Annotated in this window: 17 protein-coding genes and 1 pseudogene; 2 read left to right on the forward strand and 16 right to left on the reverse strand. The window is 70.6% G+C overall.

From position 1 onward, the window contains the following. Positions 1-53: 53 nt before the first annotated feature. On the reverse strand, positions 54-923 hold the full coding sequence (locus ACYU8I_RS13165) for a DNA-3-methyladenine glycosylase family protein (RefSeq protein ID WP_460841532.1): 870 nt from the start codon (positions 921-923) through the stop codon (positions 54-56). Beyond that, a complete protein-coding gene (locus ACYU8I_RS13170) occupies positions 923-1726 on the reverse strand; it encodes a DUF5131 family protein (protein WP_460841535.1) in 804 nt (267 codons plus the stop codon). The genes ACYU8I_RS13165 and ACYU8I_RS13170 overlap by 1 nt, the downstream gene beginning before the upstream one ends. Positions 1727-1830: 104 nt before the next feature. Between ACYU8I_RS13170 and ACYU8I_RS13175 the strand changes: the two genes are divergently transcribed. Next, positions 1831-2751, forward strand: a complete 921-nt coding sequence (locus ACYU8I_RS13175) for an NAD(P)H-binding protein (RefSeq protein ID WP_460841637.1) — start codon at positions 1831-1833, stop codon at positions 2749-2751. Between the two features lie 127 nt (positions 2752-2878). Here the strand turns inward: ACYU8I_RS13175 and ACYU8I_RS13180 are convergent, their stop codons facing one another. Genes ACYU8I_RS13180 through ACYU8I_RS13205 form a run of 6 tightly spaced genes read right to left on the reverse strand, consistent with a single transcriptional unit; the run spans position 2879 to position 8802 of the window. Next, the gene (locus ACYU8I_RS13180; RefSeq protein ID WP_460841536.1) at positions 2879-3724 is read right to left on the reverse strand and encodes a TauD/TfdA dioxygenase family protein; all 846 of its coding nucleotides are present in this window, start codon (positions 3722-3724) and stop codon (positions 2879-2881) included. Beyond that, positions 3721-4782, reverse strand: a complete 1062-nt coding sequence (locus ACYU8I_RS13185) for a D-alanine--D-alanine ligase family protein (protein ID WP_460841538.1) — start codon at positions 4780-4782, stop codon at positions 3721-3723. The genes ACYU8I_RS13180 and ACYU8I_RS13185 overlap by 4 nt, the downstream gene beginning before the upstream one ends. A 1-nt stretch (position 4783) precedes the next feature. Continuing rightward, on the reverse strand, positions 4784-6097 hold the full coding sequence (locus ACYU8I_RS13190) for an ATP-grasp domain-containing protein (protein WP_460841540.1): 1314 nt from the start codon (positions 6095-6097) through the stop codon (positions 4784-4786). A gap of 10 nt (positions 6098-6107) precedes the next feature. Continuing rightward, positions 6108-6920, reverse strand: a complete 813-nt coding sequence (locus ACYU8I_RS13195) for an O-methyltransferase (protein WP_460841542.1) — start codon at positions 6918-6920, stop codon at positions 6108-6110. After that, positions 6917-8155 (reverse strand): sedoheptulose 7-phosphate cyclase, encoded by a 1239-nt coding sequence (locus tag ACYU8I_RS13200; RefSeq protein ID WP_460841545.1) that lies wholly within the window; start codon positions 8153-8155, stop codon positions 6917-6919. Before ACYU8I_RS13200 ends, ACYU8I_RS13195 begins: the two co-directional genes overlap by 4 nt. After that, the gene (locus tag ACYU8I_RS13205; protein WP_460841547.1) at positions 8152-8802 is read right to left on the reverse strand and encodes an HAD-IA family hydrolase; all 651 of its coding nucleotides are present in this window, start codon (positions 8800-8802) and stop codon (positions 8152-8154) included. Before ACYU8I_RS13205 ends, ACYU8I_RS13200 begins: the two co-directional genes overlap by 4 nt. Positions 8803-8973: 171 nt before the next feature. On the opposite strand from ACYU8I_RS13205, the gene ACYU8I_RS13210 reads away from it, so the two are divergent. Next, complete coding sequence (locus tag ACYU8I_RS13210) at positions 8974-9492, forward strand: TetR/AcrR family transcriptional regulator (RefSeq protein WP_460841549.1); 519 nt, start codon at positions 8974-8976, stop codon at positions 9490-9492. A gap of 420 nt (positions 9493-9912) precedes the next feature. Here ACYU8I_RS13210 and ACYU8I_RS13215 read toward each other — a convergent pair whose 3' ends face one another. From ACYU8I_RS13215 to ACYU8I_RS13250, 8 genes and pseudogenes are all read right to left on the reverse strand, one after another. Further along, on the reverse strand, positions 9913-10824 hold the full coding sequence (locus ACYU8I_RS13215; RefSeq protein ID WP_460841552.1) for a LysR family transcriptional regulator: 912 nt from the start codon (positions 10822-10824) through the stop codon (positions 9913-9915). A gap of 9 nt (positions 10825-10833) precedes the next feature. Beyond that, a complete protein-coding gene (locus tag ACYU8I_RS13220; protein WP_460841554.1) occupies positions 10834-12081 on the reverse strand; it encodes an LVIVD repeat-containing protein in 1248 nt (415 codons plus the stop codon). Then, positions 12078-12599 (reverse strand): aldehyde dehydrogenase family protein, encoded by a 522-nt coding sequence (locus ACYU8I_RS13225; protein WP_460841638.1) that lies wholly within the window; start codon positions 12597-12599, stop codon positions 12078-12080. The genes ACYU8I_RS13220 and ACYU8I_RS13225 overlap by 4 nt, the downstream gene beginning before the upstream one ends. Then, positions 12596-13174 (reverse strand): aldehyde dehydrogenase family protein, encoded by a 579-nt coding sequence (locus ACYU8I_RS13230; protein ID WP_460841640.1) that lies wholly within the window; start codon positions 13172-13174, stop codon positions 12596-12598. Before ACYU8I_RS13230 ends, ACYU8I_RS13225 begins: the two co-directional genes overlap by 4 nt. Next, positions 13098-13523: pseudogene (locus ACYU8I_RS13235) on the reverse strand (aldehyde dehydrogenase family protein); the annotation flags it as partial. The pseudogene ACYU8I_RS13235 and the gene ACYU8I_RS13230, both read right to left, overlap by 77 nt. After that, positions 13520-14038 carry an SRPBCC family protein gene (locus ACYU8I_RS13240; protein ID WP_460841556.1) on the reverse strand — a complete coding sequence of 173 codons (519 nt, stop codon included), beginning with the start codon at positions 14036-14038 and terminating at the stop codon, positions 13520-13522. The gene ACYU8I_RS13240 and the pseudogene ACYU8I_RS13235, both read right to left, overlap by 4 nt. Then, on the reverse strand, positions 14035-15009 hold the full coding sequence (locus tag ACYU8I_RS13245; protein WP_460841557.1) for an alcohol dehydrogenase catalytic domain-containing protein: 975 nt from the start codon (positions 15007-15009) through the stop codon (positions 14035-14037). The genes ACYU8I_RS13240 and ACYU8I_RS13245 overlap by 4 nt, the downstream gene beginning before the upstream one ends. Continuing rightward, entirely contained in the window at positions 15006-15611 is a 606-nt protein-coding gene (locus ACYU8I_RS13250; RefSeq protein ID WP_460841559.1) for a carboxymuconolactone decarboxylase family protein, read from the reverse strand. The genes ACYU8I_RS13245 and ACYU8I_RS13250 overlap by 4 nt, the downstream gene beginning before the upstream one ends. Positions 15612-15653 lie beyond the last annotated feature (42 nt).

Raw genomic sequence — 15653 nt, forward strand, 5'->3', positions numbered from 1 at the left:
CGAGGTCCCCGGGCTTTCTCGGCTGGTTCAGAGCGGCTGCGTGTCCATTGTGGCTAGGCACGTTTCGGCGTCATTACATCTAGCCGCTCCGCTGCAGATCGGATGTACAGCTGGCTCCAGGTTCGCCACGGTGACCAGTTGTCCGCGATCCGTTCCAACTCATCGGGGGTGGCGTCGTGCCCGAGGTGGTAGAGCTTGCCGACGAGTCGGTTCAGCTCGGTGACGGGGCTCGCCAGGTAGTCGGTGTGGCCGAGTGACCGCACGACGATGATGGCTGAGGAGAAGGGCCCGATACCCGGGATATTCTCGACGTGCCGACGCGCCTCCTCCGGTTCCATCGCGCCGAGTTCGTGGGTGTCGAGGTGGCCGTCGTGGGCGGCGCGCGCGACGGCGATGAGCCGTTGGCGGCGGGTGTCATCCAGACCGGGCAAGTCGGGGGGATCGAGGAGCCAGGCCGGTGGCGGTAGGCAGGTGACCCTGCTGCCGCGGACATCGAGCAGCGTTCCTGCCGCCTCGGCGAGGCGGGTGCGCATGTGGCGTGCCTGGGCGCCGGAGCGGCGGGCGGTGAGGATGCAGAACACGGCTGCCTCGTAGGCGGAGTGGATCTGTGGGGGGCGTAGTCCTGAGGCGGCGTGCTGTAGGTCGGCGATCAGTTGGTCGCGGTCCCCGACATCGGCGAAGGTTGAGGCGTCGACGTCGAGGCCGAGGATGCGCTCGACCTGACCGCGTGTGCCGGGGTCACCGTGGACCTTGACCGTGCCGTCGTCGAGCTGGGAGACGGCGACCGCAGTGGGCTCCAAGGATCCGTCGTGGCAGAAACCGAGGAGCAGGTGTTCACCGGAGGTCTGGGGCTCGCGGTCGATGTAGGCGAAGTTGATGGTCTCGGCGAGGTTGAACGGTCCTCGGGGCTTGATGGTGTACATCAGGCGGCTCCCGCTCGACCCGATGGGCCAGCCTGCCGGCCGGACGGGCCGGCCTGTCGGCCGAACGATGCGAGCTCGCGGGGCAGGCCGTTCCACTCCACCCCGTCGAGCTCGCGACCCTGATCGCGGGTGCGGGTGCCGCTCCACTGCTTGAAGTAGAAGGGGATGTCGGCGGCGAGGGCCTGGTCGCGCAGGCTGCGCGCCCACTGCGGGTCCATCGGACGGTGCCCCCTCCCGGCCTCGCCGGCGACGGTGACCCAGCTGATGTCGGTGAGGTCGAGTCCGTCGAGGGGGCCGAGCAGCGGCTCGCAGAACAGCATCTTGACCGGGGCCGCGCTGCGTTGGAGGTCAGTGAGCCGGTGCAGATAGCGCTCGCTCTCCACCGAGGCCCCCAGCCACAGGTTGTCGGGCCAGGCGTGGCTCTCAGCGATCCTGCGGGCCCGAGCAGGCCTCTTGGTCAGCACCCAGTAGGCGTGCTGCGGGGTGCGAGCCACCACGTCGAGGACATCGGCGATGAAAGAGGCAGGAACACGAGGATGGAACAGGTCCCCCATCGAGGACACGAAGACCACGCGCGGTTTCCTCCACCGCAGCGGCTGCGCGAGCGTGCCCTGGTGCCAGGCGATGCCGAAGCCCGGCCCGGAGGTCCGTGGGTCGCCATCGGTCTGGTACTTCGCCTGACCGTAGGCCTTGAGACGACGCGACAGATTCAGCGCATAGCAGTGGTCGCAGCCGGGTGAGACCTGGTCGCATCCGGTGACTGGGTTCCACACGACGGTGCTGAGCTGAGGAGTGAGTTGCATGAGACGCCCTTCCATTCGAGAAGACACTCTGTATGCTACTAAACAGATTGTTCACTAACAAGCAGTCGGTAAGGACTGCTTCTACTCAGCTCATGGAGGACCTCATGATCGTCGTCACTGGCGCCACTGGACAGCTCGGACGAGATGTCGTCAGGCACCTCCTCACTCTCGTCGTCCCAGAGAGGATCGGCGTGAGCGTGCGCGACCCGCAGGCCGCCACAGCATTGGCTGAGCGAGGGGTGCGGGTCCGGCGGGGCGACTTCGCGGAGCCCGAGAGTCTGTCCGCCGCGTTCGAGGGCGCGGAGATCCTGCTGCTGATCTCCTCCAACGCGGCTGCCTACGGCGGAGATCCGTTGCAGCAACACCGCGATGCCTTCAAGGCCGCAGCGAAGGCAGGGGTGGGTCACGTCGTCTACACCAGCCATCTCGGCGCCGGCCACGAGTCCGCGTTCCCGCCCTGCCGCCACCACGCCGCCACCGAGGACATGCTCGCCGACCTCCTGACCGGCTCCGCCACACGCTGGACGGCCCTGCGCCACGGCTTCTACGCCGACACCGCCATCCAGACCGTCACCACGGCGCTCGACGAGGGTGCGGTCCGTCTGCCCGCTGACGGGCCGGTGTCCTGGACCGCGCGCGCCGATCTCGCGGTCGCGGACGCCGAGATCCTCGCCCAGATCGACGGCGGCAGCCAGGAGTGGGACGGCGTCTCCGCGCCGCTCGCCGCAGCGGAGACCCTCGACGCCAGCGGGCTCGCGCAGATCGCCGCGACGTTCACCGGTCGCGATGTTCCGCGCGAGGTCCTCACCGACGATCAGGCGCGAGCACGATTCACGGGCCTCGGGATGCCCGACAGTGCGGTGGAGCTCACCCTCGGCATCTATCAGGCCGCGCGAGCCGGCGAGCTCGCCGCGACCGGTCCTGACTTGGAGCGTCTCCTCGGCCGCCGGCCGACCTCGGTCCTCGACGCGTTCGAGGCATCCCGGCCGGACGAGCAGGCCGGACAGACCGACCACCCGGGCTGAGACCGAACGCGGCGTTACGGCTGGCAGGACTTCGGTACCTGCCCGCCGGAGCCGTCACCGGAGATCCGGTGCGCCGCAGCTCGTACAGGACACCTTCCAGTCGTTTGCGATACCAATTGAAGCCGACTCAACGCCCGGCGAGGTAGGCCGAGCCCGCAACCATGCCGCGGTGCATCACCCGATCGCCCTCCACGCCCGCGTGGTCGGCGCGGTGAAGGACGCAGGCGTTGTCCCACACGACCAGGTCGCGCGGCGCCCAGGCATGGGACAGCGTGTTGTCGGGACTAGTGGAGTGCTCGAGCAACTGGGCGACCAGCGCGGCCGCCTCGGTCTCGTCGAGTCCGCTGACCCCGGCGCAGCGCGCAACGGTGGTCAGGTAGAGCGCCTCGCGGCCGGTGATGGGGTGCGGGCGCAGGATCGGGTGGTCGGCCTCGATCTCGACGCCGTCCTCGCCCGCGGTGGGCTCGACGCCTGTGACGACGTGGCGGATGGTGCGGCCCTCAACGAGCCGGCGCAGGTCGTCGGGCAGCGACTTGGCGGCGCGGTACTGATTGGTGAACTGCGTGGCGCCCCCCCGCTCGGGCACGGTGACCGCCCGCAGCGCGGTGTAGGCCGGCGGCGAGCTGACGTAGCTGGTGTCGACGTGGAAGCTGCTCTTCGGCGGGGTCCCGCTGTCCCAGCGGCCGACGTTGCTGATCACGTTGAGGTCGGGGTAGCCCTCCAGCGGGGTCTCGCCCTCGGTGAACGTCAACTCGCCGAATGCATGCAGGAATTCGAGGAACTGACGGTCGTCGAGCACCTGGTCGGGCAGCACCGCGACGCCGTGCTCCGCGAGCAGCCCGCGCAGCATCGGTACGGCGGCCGCCGGTTCGTCTGCGATCTGCAGCCCGGTCACGCGGACGCCGACGGGGTCGAGGACCTCAGTCTCGATGGCCCTGATGGTCTGGTCGGGGCTCTGGTCAGGAGTGGTCATGCGCTCACCTCACGTGGACGGCCCTGGCGGGTGGCCAGGGAGACGGATCGGTCGAGCAGCCGGGCGAGCGGGATCCCCGCGGCCTCGGCCATCACCACGACCACGGAGGTCGGGGCGAAGGAGCAGTAGAGCGACGCCTCGAGGAAGTGGGGCGTGCCCTCGGGGTCGACGCGGAAGTCGAACAGGCCGTGGTGGCGGCAGCCCAGCGCGTCGTAGGCGCGCAGCGCCGCCTCGTGCACGACCTCAGTCAGCGGGTCGTCGAGCGGCACGACCCAGGCGTGGGCGGCGTCCTTAGCCACCAGCCCCAGGTCGCCCTGGTCGTCGCGGCGCAGCTTGTCGGCGTGGTCGCGCACCGGCTTGGTGGTCGCTTCGACGGCGTACTCCTCGAGCGGCAGGCACACCGGGCCCTCGCCGAGGTCGACGACGCCGGCGCGGACCTCGCGGCCGAGCTCGACGTAGGCCTCGACCACGGCGCGGTCGCTGTGCTCACAGGCCGACCGCACCGCGTCGTCGTACGCCGCCGGCTCGCGGACCAGGGTGACCCCGAGGGAGTTGTCGGCGTCGGCGGGCTTGACGACCACGGGCAGCGCGAGGCGCAGGTCGTCGACCGGGTCGCCGGGGCGCACGACCTGCGAGGCCGGGACGGTGACGCCGGCGGCGGCCACGACCGCGGAGGAGCGGGGCTTGTCGGCGCCGAGCGCCATCACCTCGGGCGGGTTGCCGACGTAGGGGACGCCGAGCAGGTCGAGCAGGCCGCGGTAGGTCGTCATCCCGGGTCGGCAGAACATCTGGGGCAGCGCGGCGTCGACGTCGAGGGTCGCGAGGTGCGCGACGGCGTCGGGGATGGCGAGCTCGGGCGCGGCGGCCAGGGCGGCGTCGTCGAGGGAGGCCGGGAACCGCCAGGCGCCGCCCGGGGAGACGTGGGCGACGACGTGGTCGTGGTCGGTGCCGGCGGCCTCGAGGCAGCCGCGGGCGTAGAGCCGCGAGACGTCGTCGAGCAGCGGGTCGACGGCGGAGCCGGTGAGGTGCAGCAGGGTGCGGCGGGTGGTGGGGGTCATCTCAGTCCCCCGCCGGCTCGACGAGCTTGCCAATGTTGACGTCGACCTTGAGCCACGGGCGCCCGGCGCGCAGGTTGCCCCACAGCAGCGACGGCAGGTGCAGGTGGTGCAGGGCGAGGAACGGCAGCGGGTCGTGGCCGTCGAGGACGGCCTCGGTGCCGCGCGCGATCGTGCGCAGGCGGGTCGGGGCGGTCGAGGGGTGGCGCAGCACCTGCCACAGCTCGTGGTGCAGCCAGTAGGTCGGGCGGCCGCCGACGGGCGGCTCGACCGGCTCGGCGCCGTCGTCGAGGTGGGCCGCGGCCACCTCGGACCGCCCGGCCAGCAGGGTGATCGCGGAGTGGGTGCGCGGGTTGCACTCGATGGCGCGCACCGTGCCGTCGGCGTCCTCCATGAAGTCGAAGGAGACCTGGCCGGTCAGGCCGTGGGCCGCGACGAAGGTCTCGACCCAGGCGCGGATCGCGGGGTGCTCGACCTGCTCGTAGGTCAGCTGCCACGCCGAGGAGCGGCAGCAGACGTAGACCTGCAGCCGCCCGGACCGCGCGGTGCCGTGGGTGCACCACTCGGTGCCGGTGAGCAGCTCCTGCAGGATCCAGGGCTGCTCCGGCGAGATCGGCAGGTCGCGCACGAACGCCGCGGTCTCGTCCGGCGTCGGGCGCGGCAGCGGGGTCAGGTCGAGGCGGCGCACGGGGTCGTAGGGGATCGACTTGAGCACCCACGGCCCGGGGTGGGCGGCGAAGTCGAAGTCGAGCACCTGCTGGGGGTCGGTGATCCGGTGCGTCGCGGGGACGGCGAGCCCGACCTCGGCCGACATCTCGGCGAAGGCGTGCTTGTCGTCGACGCGGCGCAGCGTCTCGGTGTCGAGGTGCACGACCTCGCAGTGGCCGTCGAGCAGCTCGGCGGCGCGGGCCTCGGGCAGGCTGGAGGCGGGGCTGGAGACCGGCACCCAGACGTCGACGTCCTCCTCCTTGACGATGCGGAGCAACGCGTCCGCGTAGTCGGGCGAGGACAGGTCGGGCACGACGTGGAAGGCGTCGACGGCGCGCGAGAAGCGGTGGCCGGTGTAGCGGTAGCGGGCGGTCTCGACGAGCACGACCCGGTGGCCCGCGGCGTGGAACAGCCGCGCGAGCACCAGCGCCTTGGTCATCTTGCCGCCGCTGACCAGGACCGTACGACGTCCCGCGAGGCCCGGGTCGGGCGCGCTCGGTCGCGGCCCGCGGCGGGCCACGGCCGCGCCGACGAGCAGCAGGTTGAGCGGCAGCGTCGCCTCCAGCGCGGCGATCGCGGCCAGCGACTTCGCGCGCGCGGCCAGGCTCATGCCACCCGCCTCATCGTGCCCGCCTCACCAGGGTCACCCCGTCGCGCAGCGGCAGCAGGACCTGCTGGACGCGGTCGTCGGCGGCGACGCGGTCGTTGAAAGCGGCGATGGCCTCGCCGTTGGCGGTGCGCTCGCCGGGCAGCCACGGCTGGCCCTGCATCAGGGTGTTGTCGACGACGACCAGGCCGCCGTCGGCGAGCAGGTCGAGGTCGAGCAGGGCGTCGAGGTAGCCGGCGTAGCCGGCCTTGTCGGCGTCGACGAACACCAGGTCGAACCGCTCCCCCGCGTCGGCCAGGCCGCGCAGGGTCGATGCGGCGTCACCCACCCGCACGTCGACGAGCGCGCCTGCGGTCGTCGACGCGAAGGCCGAGCAGGCGATGGTGGCGGCGTTCTCGTCGACCTCGCAGGCCACGAGCCGGCCGCCGTCGGGCAGGGCCTCGGCCATGGCGAGCGCCGAGTAGCCGGTGAACATGCCGATCTCGAGCACCGAGCGGGCCCGGGTGGCCGCGACCAGCATCTGCAGGAACACGCCCTCGACGTGGCCGGAGAGCATCTCCTGCTCCAGCCCGGCTTCCCACGCCTCGGTGCGCGTGCGGATCTCCAGCGCCACGAGGTCGTCGGAGGCGGGGGTGGTGCAGCGTGCGACGTAGTCGTCGAGCCCGGCCACCAGGCCGTGGGCCCGCTCGAGGTCGCGTCGTACGTCGTCGGGCAGGTCGGCGCCACCGACCCGCGTGACCAGCGAGGCCAGCAGGTCGGCGGCGATGCCGACCGGCGTGACTGGTCGCGCCACGGCGGGGACAGCCGGACCGGTCGTGAGGCTCACGACTTGGGGGCGGTGTACTGGTCGATGCCCTCGCCGCTGCGCGGGTAGGTCGCGCACACGGCCTTGTGGACCCCGAGGATCTCCTGCAGCTCGGTGATCGTCAGGTCGTTGACGAACTGGCAGGTGCCGATCGGGTCGGGGACCGCCGCGCGCAGCATGCCGTCGCGGGTCTGCATAATCGACGGGGTGGCCCGCTCGAGCAGCTCGCCGGTGAAGTACGGGCTGTCGATCGCGAGGCCGACTGAGCTGAACAGCCCGAGGACCCGGTCGCGGTCGGCGGTGCTGATGTAGCCCCGCTGCTCGGCGATGGTGGCGGAGTAGGCCATGTCGACGCTGATCGCGTGGCCGTGGAACAGCGGCGGCTCGGGGGTCAGCTCGAGCGTCGGGCTCCACGTGTGGCCGTAGGCGATGACCCGGTCGAGGTCGAGCTCGTGGAGGTTGGGCACCTCGAGCTCGAGCATGGTCTTGATCGCGTCGTAGGTGATCGTGTCGGCGACCTCGCGCAGGTGCTCGGCGCCCTCGGCGTGGCCGAAGGAGCTGTGCAGCAGGTCGTCGGCGTACTTCTCCAGCGACTCGAAGATGCCGAGGTGCGAGACGGTCGCGATCTTGATGATCTCGGCGATGCCGTTGCGGACCTGGTCGACGGGCAGCGTGCGCAGCAGCGAGAAGTCGAGGAAGACCTGCTTGGACGCATGGTAGGCGCCTAGGCGGTTCTTGTGCTTGCCGTGGTTGGCGCCGACCTTGATCGAGACGCTGGCGTCGATGAGGCCGATCAGCGTGGTCGGGATGCGCATGTAGTCGGTGCTGCGCTTGTACGACGCGCACGCGAAGCCGGCGACGTCGGTGGTCAGGCCGCCGCCGACGACGAGCACCCGCTCCTTGCGGTTCAGGCCGAAGTCGGCGAACGCGTCGACGATGGTCTCCAGGGTGCGCAGCGACTTGGCGGTCTCGGCGATGCGCACCGGGACGACGGTCAGGTCGATGCCGTGGGCGTCGAAGTAGGCGCGGGCGCGGTCGCCGTGCAGGCGCAGGACGTTCTCGTCGATGACCATGAGCACGCGGCCCTGCTCGCGGAACGAGTCGGCGAGGTCGGTGTTGTCGACGTCGAAGACGCCGGCGACGTACTCGAGCGTGTAGTCGATCTTTTCGTAGGCCTCGACGCGGAACGTCGTGTCGGTGGCCGTCAGGCGCGCGGTCGGGGTCGCGCTCGGGGTCCCGGTCTGGGTCTCGGTCATGCGCGGAGGTCCTCGAGGTCGACGGTGTCGACGCGGCGCACCGAGCCGAAGTCCTGGCCCTGCGTGTTGCCGTTGGGGAACGCGACGACCGCGACGCCGGCGGCCTTGGCCGACTCGACGCCGCCCAGGTTGTCCTCGATCGCGACGGCGTCGGAGGCGTCCTCGCCGAGCTGCTGCAGGGCGTAGGCGTAGGCCTCGGCGTCGGGCTTGCGGTTGCTCACCTTGGACTGGTCGACGACGACGTCGAACTCACCGAACGGCACCTTGTCGCCCAGGGCGTCGCCCAGCGCGGCCAGGTTGTCGGCGGAGGTCGTGGTGACCAGGCCGACCTTGAGGCCCTGCTCCTTGGCGGCGCGGAAGGTCTCGGCCACGCCGGCGCGCGGCTGGATGTCGGTGGAGCGCAGGGTCTCCTGGTAGATCCGCGACTTGGTCGCGTGCACGGCGTCGGCGTCGACGTCCTCGCCGCGGTCGGCGGCGTAGGCGGCGACGCGGTCGCGCCCGCCGTTGGAGCCGAGCAGGCCGGCGTACTCCTGCTGGTCCCAGTTCCAGTCGAGGCCGTGCTCGGCGAAGGCCTGGTTGAAGGAGTCGCGCTGGATCTCCGAGGTGTCGGAAAGGGTGCTGATGGAGCCGAACAGGATCGCGGACATTCAATTCTCCTGAATAGAGGTAGGGTGGCAGGGTCGTCTAACGAACAATCTGTACAGTAGTAGACCTGAAGTTGAGATCGCAACCCTCTGGTAGGCAGGACTCATGACGCTTGGTGGCGCACCCGAATGACCGACCCTCGCATTGTCCGAACGCGTAACGACATCCTTCCGATGGTGCTCGATACCCTTCTGCGTGATGGGGTCGACGTGGTGACGCATTCGCGCGTGGCCGCTCAGAGTGGTTACAGCAAGGCGACGATCTACAAGCACTGGCCCACGCGTGCGGCGTTGATTGCGGAGGCTCTGCTCAGGGTCGGCGAGGTCGAGCATCACACGACCGACGGGCACCTGCCCACCGATCTGTTCAATGAGCTGCTGGTGTATCGGGACGAGATGGAGAAGCACCAGCTGGACCGCGCCCTGGTGACCCTGGTAAGCCTGCTTCCCTCGATGCCCGAGCTTGAGGGGGTCAGGATCAAGCTGGTGACGGACGGAGAGCGCACCCTTAGGCGCATCCTCTCCACCCGACTCGAGGGAGAGGCCCTCGAGGCGGCCACCCTGATGATGGTCGGGTCGATCCTGCAATCCGCCCTCCTGCATGGCAAGTTGCCTAGCCGCGAGCTCGTGAGGGTTGTCGTCGACACCATGTTGCGCAGCATGGACGCGCCCCAAGATCCGGCCAGCAGTTGACGCCACGTGTGAGGTGGACTCGTCAGCCGGCTTTGTCGCGAGCTCCGGCAGGGCGCATCGGCGGGTATTGCAACCGATCGGCAACCCCAGCGACCGTCGACACCCGAAGCGGACTCTTGAGCACGTGACCGCCGCCGGTCCGGTCCGCCTCCGAGATGGTCATCGGAAGCACTAGGCGTGTTTCTTCGCCTGTGGCGATCTCAGCTCCGTGCAGGTAGGCCGCGTTGTCGGAGAGCGCCCAAGCGACCGAGGCGGCTATCTCTTCGGGCGTGCCGGGGGCCGGCCGTCACTCCACGATCACGTCGCCGTCCCCGCATGTTGAGGAGCACGAATGCCGCGGGACGCCGCGGTGGTTCGGACCAACTGCAGTTCGGCGCCCCACGCGCGCGTTCTCGCCTTTGATGTGATGGGCGGGACACCTCACGGCTGTAAGAGGTCTTCGGAGATGTCGCGGAGGCACTCGATCAGCTCGCCCAGACGGTCCGCTCGGTGTCCGGGCAGGGTGGCGAGGACCGCGCGTCGTGACACGGTGGGCCCGTCGACGATCCGCACGGCGCGGATGCCAGCGGGCGCCGAGCCCAGCACGTACGGCGGGACCGTGGTGGCGCCGACCCCGGCGGCCACCAGGGTGAGCTTCGACCACCAGTCACGCGCCTGGTGCACGACGCGTGGGCGGCCGGGAAGGGCTGGCCACACCCCGAAGCCCGGATCCTCGCTGGTGCGCGGACTGTCGATCCAGGCCACCTGGTCGAGGTCGGCGAGTGTCGCTCGCCCGTCGGGCCCGAGAGGGCTGTCGACGGGCACGGCCACCACGAGCTCGCCTTCCAACAGCGTCGCCAGCGTGAGAGCAGGCTCCCGATCGTCGAATGCCGCGTAGGGAGGCTGGGCTCCGAGGACGGCGAGGTCGACGGTGGAGGCGCGCAGGCTGCGCAGCAGCGACGGCGTCGACCCCTCTCGCGTGACCAGGGTGAGGTGGGGTGCTCGCTCGCGGAGCAGCTCGAGCACGGCGGGCAGGAGAGGCGGGCCGAGGCTGGTGAACACCCCGAGCCGCAGCACGGTCGACCTGCCCCGGGCGCCCCGGACCGCATCGACGGCGCCGTCGAGGTCGTCGAGCGCCGTCGACGCCGTGGCCATCAGCGTCCTCCCCGCGACCGTCAGCCTCGCTCCGCCGGGCGTGCGGTCGAACAGGCTGACGCCGATGGCCTGCTCGAGCGACGCCACCTGCCGCGAGACCGCGGACTGCGTGTAGCCCAGCGTCTCCGCGGCCGCGGTGAAGCTGCCTCGCTCGGCGACCGCCCGGACGACCCGAAGGGAGGTCGAGGTCCACTCCATCGGATCAGGCTAGGCGGGGGGAGCCGTCATGCGGAGCACCCAGAGCCCCTGGTTCTTGTCGGTGACGTAGATGAAGCCCCGCCGGTCGACCAGGACGTCCTCGGACTGGACGACGAGGTCTCCGTTCGGCAGTGGGCCGTACCTCCGCGTGGGGTCCGGTGGGAGGAACCACGCGACCTCCCTCGGTTGGCGGGGCTCGGAGACGTCGAAGACCCGCAGCCCTGCGTTGAAGTACGTGACGTGGACAAGGTCGCCTTGAGGCGCCACGTCGGGGTTGTGGTGCAGCTGACTCTGGTTGTGCGGGCCGCTCCAGCCGGGACGGTCGAGGAAGTCGGCGTAGGACGCTCCGGCCGGCGGCAGCGGGCGCGGGAAGATCGAGACCAGCTCCAGGTTGCCGGGGTCGGAGATGTCGACCACGGAGATGTGGTCGTGGCCGCGGAGGAAGGGCGGGACGGTGCCCCGAGGTTCCACGACGCCTTCGGAGTTGAGGTAGGCCAGGGAGCGCTCCTGGTGCAGCACGATGCTGTGGACGCCGAACTGCAGGCGGAAGGGCGGACTGAACGGCAGGTCACCGACCAGCCGGGGCGCCGAGACGTCGCTGATGTCCAGCACAACGGCTCCGGCGGAGCCGTAGGGCAGGTAGACGAGGTCGCCGTCGAGCACCGGAGGTCCGTGCAGCGAGATGCCTGGCTTGGTCGGGGTCTGCCCGCCGGCGGTGTGCTGGCCCGGGACCCACCAGCGTCCGGCCTCGACCGGGTGCTCAGGATCGGCCAGGTCGAGGATGACGTAGATGTTGCCCTCGTAGCCGTCCATGTTGGCGGCGAGATGGGCGTACCTGCCGCCGTAGTAGCCGTTGCGGTGGGTGCCGGTGCCCCCGGTCCTGAACTGGCCCAGCCGGCGCGGCGACGCGGGGTCCTCCAGGGACCAGATGAGCACTCCCTCGTCGAACGGCCGCGACGGATCTCCACCGAAGCCGCTCATGTGCTTCTCGAGCGCGGTAACCAGGTAGTCCTCAGCCAGGTCGACCTGCAGCGTGGCCGTGTTCTCCGGCCCCTCGATGAACCTCAGCAGCTCGGTGCGGCTGGGGTCGGTGACGTCTAGGATAGACCAGCCCGAGTCCCAGAAGTGCGCGAGATAGAGCAACCAGCGCTCACCGGACTGCCTGATGGTGATCTTGAAGCCCGGCCGGCCGGCCAGGTCGTGATATCCCACGGGCTCGATGCCGTGCCCCTGCCAGTCGCTCGGCAGCGTGCTCACAATATGTCCTCTCGTCGTTGCCAGAACAAGGCGCGAAGGATGCGCGTCTTGACAGCTGTGTAGGGCGGGTAGGCTGCGGAGCGGTCGGGCCACGTCGGCTTGCGCAGGACCGCCCGGTGGTGGCTGAAGGTGTCGAAGCTCCACCTGCCGTGGTACGCACCCATGCCGCTCGCGCCGACGCCGCCGAAGGGCAGGTCGTTGACCAGCAGGTGGTACATCAGGTGGTTGACGACGGCGGCACCGCTGCTGGTCCTCCTCAGGACCGACCTCGCCGTGGCGCGACAGGAGGTGAACAGGTAGAGCGCCAGCGGCCGCGGCTCGTCGTTCACATGTGCCACCGCGTCGTTGATCGACCCGACGGTCACCACGGGTAGGACCGGGCCGAAGATCTCCTCCTGCATCACGGGCGACTCCGGGCTCGGGTCGCAGACCACGGTGAGATCGGCGCGCTGGCGGCCGATGTCGACGGCGCCGCCGCCGATGAGGCGTCCACCGGCAGTGGCGACCAGGTCCCTCATGCGCTGCGCCTGGCGCCGGTCGACGAGAGGGAGCCCGGTGGTCGGTCGTGACTCCAGGGCGCGCGTGAACTCCCCGAGGAACTCCTCGCGCACCGCTCGCTCGCGAGCACGTAGTCCGGGGGGATGCAGGTCTGACCGCTGTTGAAGGTCTTGGCCCACACCAGGCGTCGCGCCGTGACCCGCAGGTCGGCGTCCGCCGCGACGATCACCGGGCTCTTGCCACCCAGCTCGAGCGTGACCGCTGTCAGGTGCTTCGCAGCAGTCGCCATCACGGCGCAGCCGACCTGGGCGGATCCCGTGAACAGGCAGTGGTCCACCTGCTGCTCGAGCAGCGCCACCGTGACGTCGGCCTCCCCTTCCAGGACCGCTACGGCTGCGGGGTCGAGGTAGCGCGGGACGAGCTCGGCCAACAGCCTTGAGCAGGCAGGCGTACCCTCCGAGGGCTTCAGGATGGCGCAGTTGCCGGCAGCCAGCCCCCCCCACCAGCGGTGCCAGCAAGAGCTGCACGGGATAGTTCCACGGCGCCACGACCAGCACCACGCCCAGCGGCTCGGGCACGACTCGTGCGCTGGCAGGCAGCAGGCCCAGGGGGAGCGCGACGCGCGAGCTCCTGGCCCACCGCCACAGGTGGCGCCGTGCGTGCGCGGCCTCGCCAGCAACGGGGGCGAGGTCTGCCAGCCAGCTGTCCACTGCGCCGCGACCGAGGTCGGCGGACAGCGCGGCCACGAGCTCGTCCTCGTGCTCCTCGAGCATCCTCACGAGGCCGGCGAGCTGCTGCCTGCGCCACGACAGAGACCTGGTCCGTCCCGATCGATACGTCGCGCGCAGCCTGGCGACCGTCTCGCCCGCGACTGCGGCTGCCGGCGCACCCGGATCGACCGCGGCCGCGCCGGCGGCCTGGTCCGTGATCCCGTCGCCGTTCACGTCCGGGCCGATCGTTCGCGTCGGCTGAAGTGGCGCCTCGCGGCGCGAGCCGTACGCGCAAGTGACCAGCCGTTGAGAAGTGCCGCAGGGCCGAACAGGCCACTCACCCCAAGTTCCGGTTCGATCGCCACGGTCCACACGAGCGTGCTCACGCCGTCACCGCCGATCACTTGGTAGTCCTCCGCGAACGCCGCCAGGCCGCGCCGGTTGGCGGCGAGCGCGGCGAACGAGTAGCGCGACCCCTCCTCCCACCGGAAGAACCGCTCGCGCAGCCGCAGCCGCGTGGGCAGGGTCACGACCCGGGTGGTGCCGACCCCGAAGGGACGCGGCGAGGTCCACTCGCAGCGAACACCTAAGCCAGGGTCGGTGGGCCACGCGCCGATGCTCTTGTCGGAGACCAGGCAGGCCCACACCGTCTCGGCGGGGACGTCGGCCTCGATCTCGAACCGGTGGACGCGAGCGGCCGAGGTGAAGATCGACTCGTCCACCGACGCCTGTGCGTGCCATGCGTTCATGCGGACCCGCGCCTCTCGCCCGGTTGGTCATCGGGGATGAGCGCGAGCTTCCCTCCGGGGTGTCCGGTCCTGACCAGGTCGAGGGCACGCTCGGCCTCGGAGAGCGCGAAGGTGCGTGACATCGGCACCGTGAGCGCCCCCTGCTCGGCAAGGTCAGCCAAGGCGGCGCGAGCACCGAGCCGGAACCGGTAGCTCTCCGGGTCCCGACCCTGAAGGAACCGGATCCCCAGCCGCAACGATTCCTGGTGATCTGCGATCGAGACGATGCGGTCGCGGTCCTCGACGAGGGCGAGCGCGGCCGGTGCGCCCTCGGCCGCACTGGCGCACAGGTAGGCGGCGTCGAGGGATCCGCCGGACAGCTCGTGGAGCCTCTCCGGCAGTCCGGGTCCGTAGACGAGTGGCTTGGCACCGAGACGGCTCACGAGCGGGAAGCTCGCCTCGCTGCAGGTTCCCAGGACGCGCGGACCGCGGCCGCGCAGCTGCTGGAGCAGGCTGACCCCCACCGCCGAGGAGGCTCCGTGGACCAGGACGGTGTCGCCGTCGACTGGGGACACGGCATGCAGCATCTCTGCGGCCGTGGTGCCGGCGACCATCAGGTTCGCGGCCTGCTCGAAGGCCAGGGCTCCCGGCTTGGGCGTCAGCATCTCCGCCTCGACCACCAGCCGCGAGGCGTACGCACCGAGCACGGGGTAGACGATCACCTCGTCGTCCACCGACCAACCGGTCACGTCGGCCCCGATCTCGCTGATCACGCCGGCCGCCTCGAAGCCGACGACCACGTCCTCGGCTCGGGGCTCGGTCGTGGAGATCGACTTCCAATCGGTCGGGTTGACGCCGACGGCGCGTACCGCGACGACGACCTGCCCGGGATCTGCCGGGATCGGCTCGACCGAGCGGTGCGCGAGGGTCTCGCCGACGACACCGGCCGGTGCGTACACCTCGAAGACGCGGCCGTCACCCCAGCCGGTCATGCGCGCTGCTCCTCGACCAGACGGTCGGTGGGCACCGGGACGTCGAAGCAGACCAGGATCGAGGACACCATCTGGTACTGCGCGATCAGGCCCAGCAGCGACACGACCCCGCCCTCGCTGAAGCTGTGGACGGCCTCGGCATACACCGCTGCCGGAACCTCCTGTCGCTGGACGAGGCCGCTCGCCAGGCGCTGGGCCGCCGTGGCCTCGACCCCGAGTCCGGACGGCTCCTCGCCGGCCAGGATCGACTCGACCGCCGCACGCGGCAGACCCTCGGCCGCCGCGGCGCGGGTGTGTGCGTAGACCTCGTAGTCGGCGCGCCAAGCGGCACCCACCGTGAGGATCACGGCCTCACGCACCTCTGGTGAGAGGCCCGCGGCACCCACGGCAGCGGTCAGCGCGCCGAAGCCGCGGGTGACCGCAGGATTGCGCAGCATGGCGTTGAAGGGTCCGACGAACCGGCCGTCGGCCGTCCGGGCCAGGAAGTCCCCGTGCTCGGACTCCGGAACCACCAGGCCCGACAGGACCTCGTGGATCCCACGCTGGTCGCCGTCGAGGTCGTCGACCCCGATGAGCGGTATCCGGCCGCCCAGCTCGTTCACGTCGTCAACAACAACTGACACGTCATGCACCCTTCTCTTGCA

Source organism: Nocardioides marmoraquaticus (genome assembly GCF_054777915.1).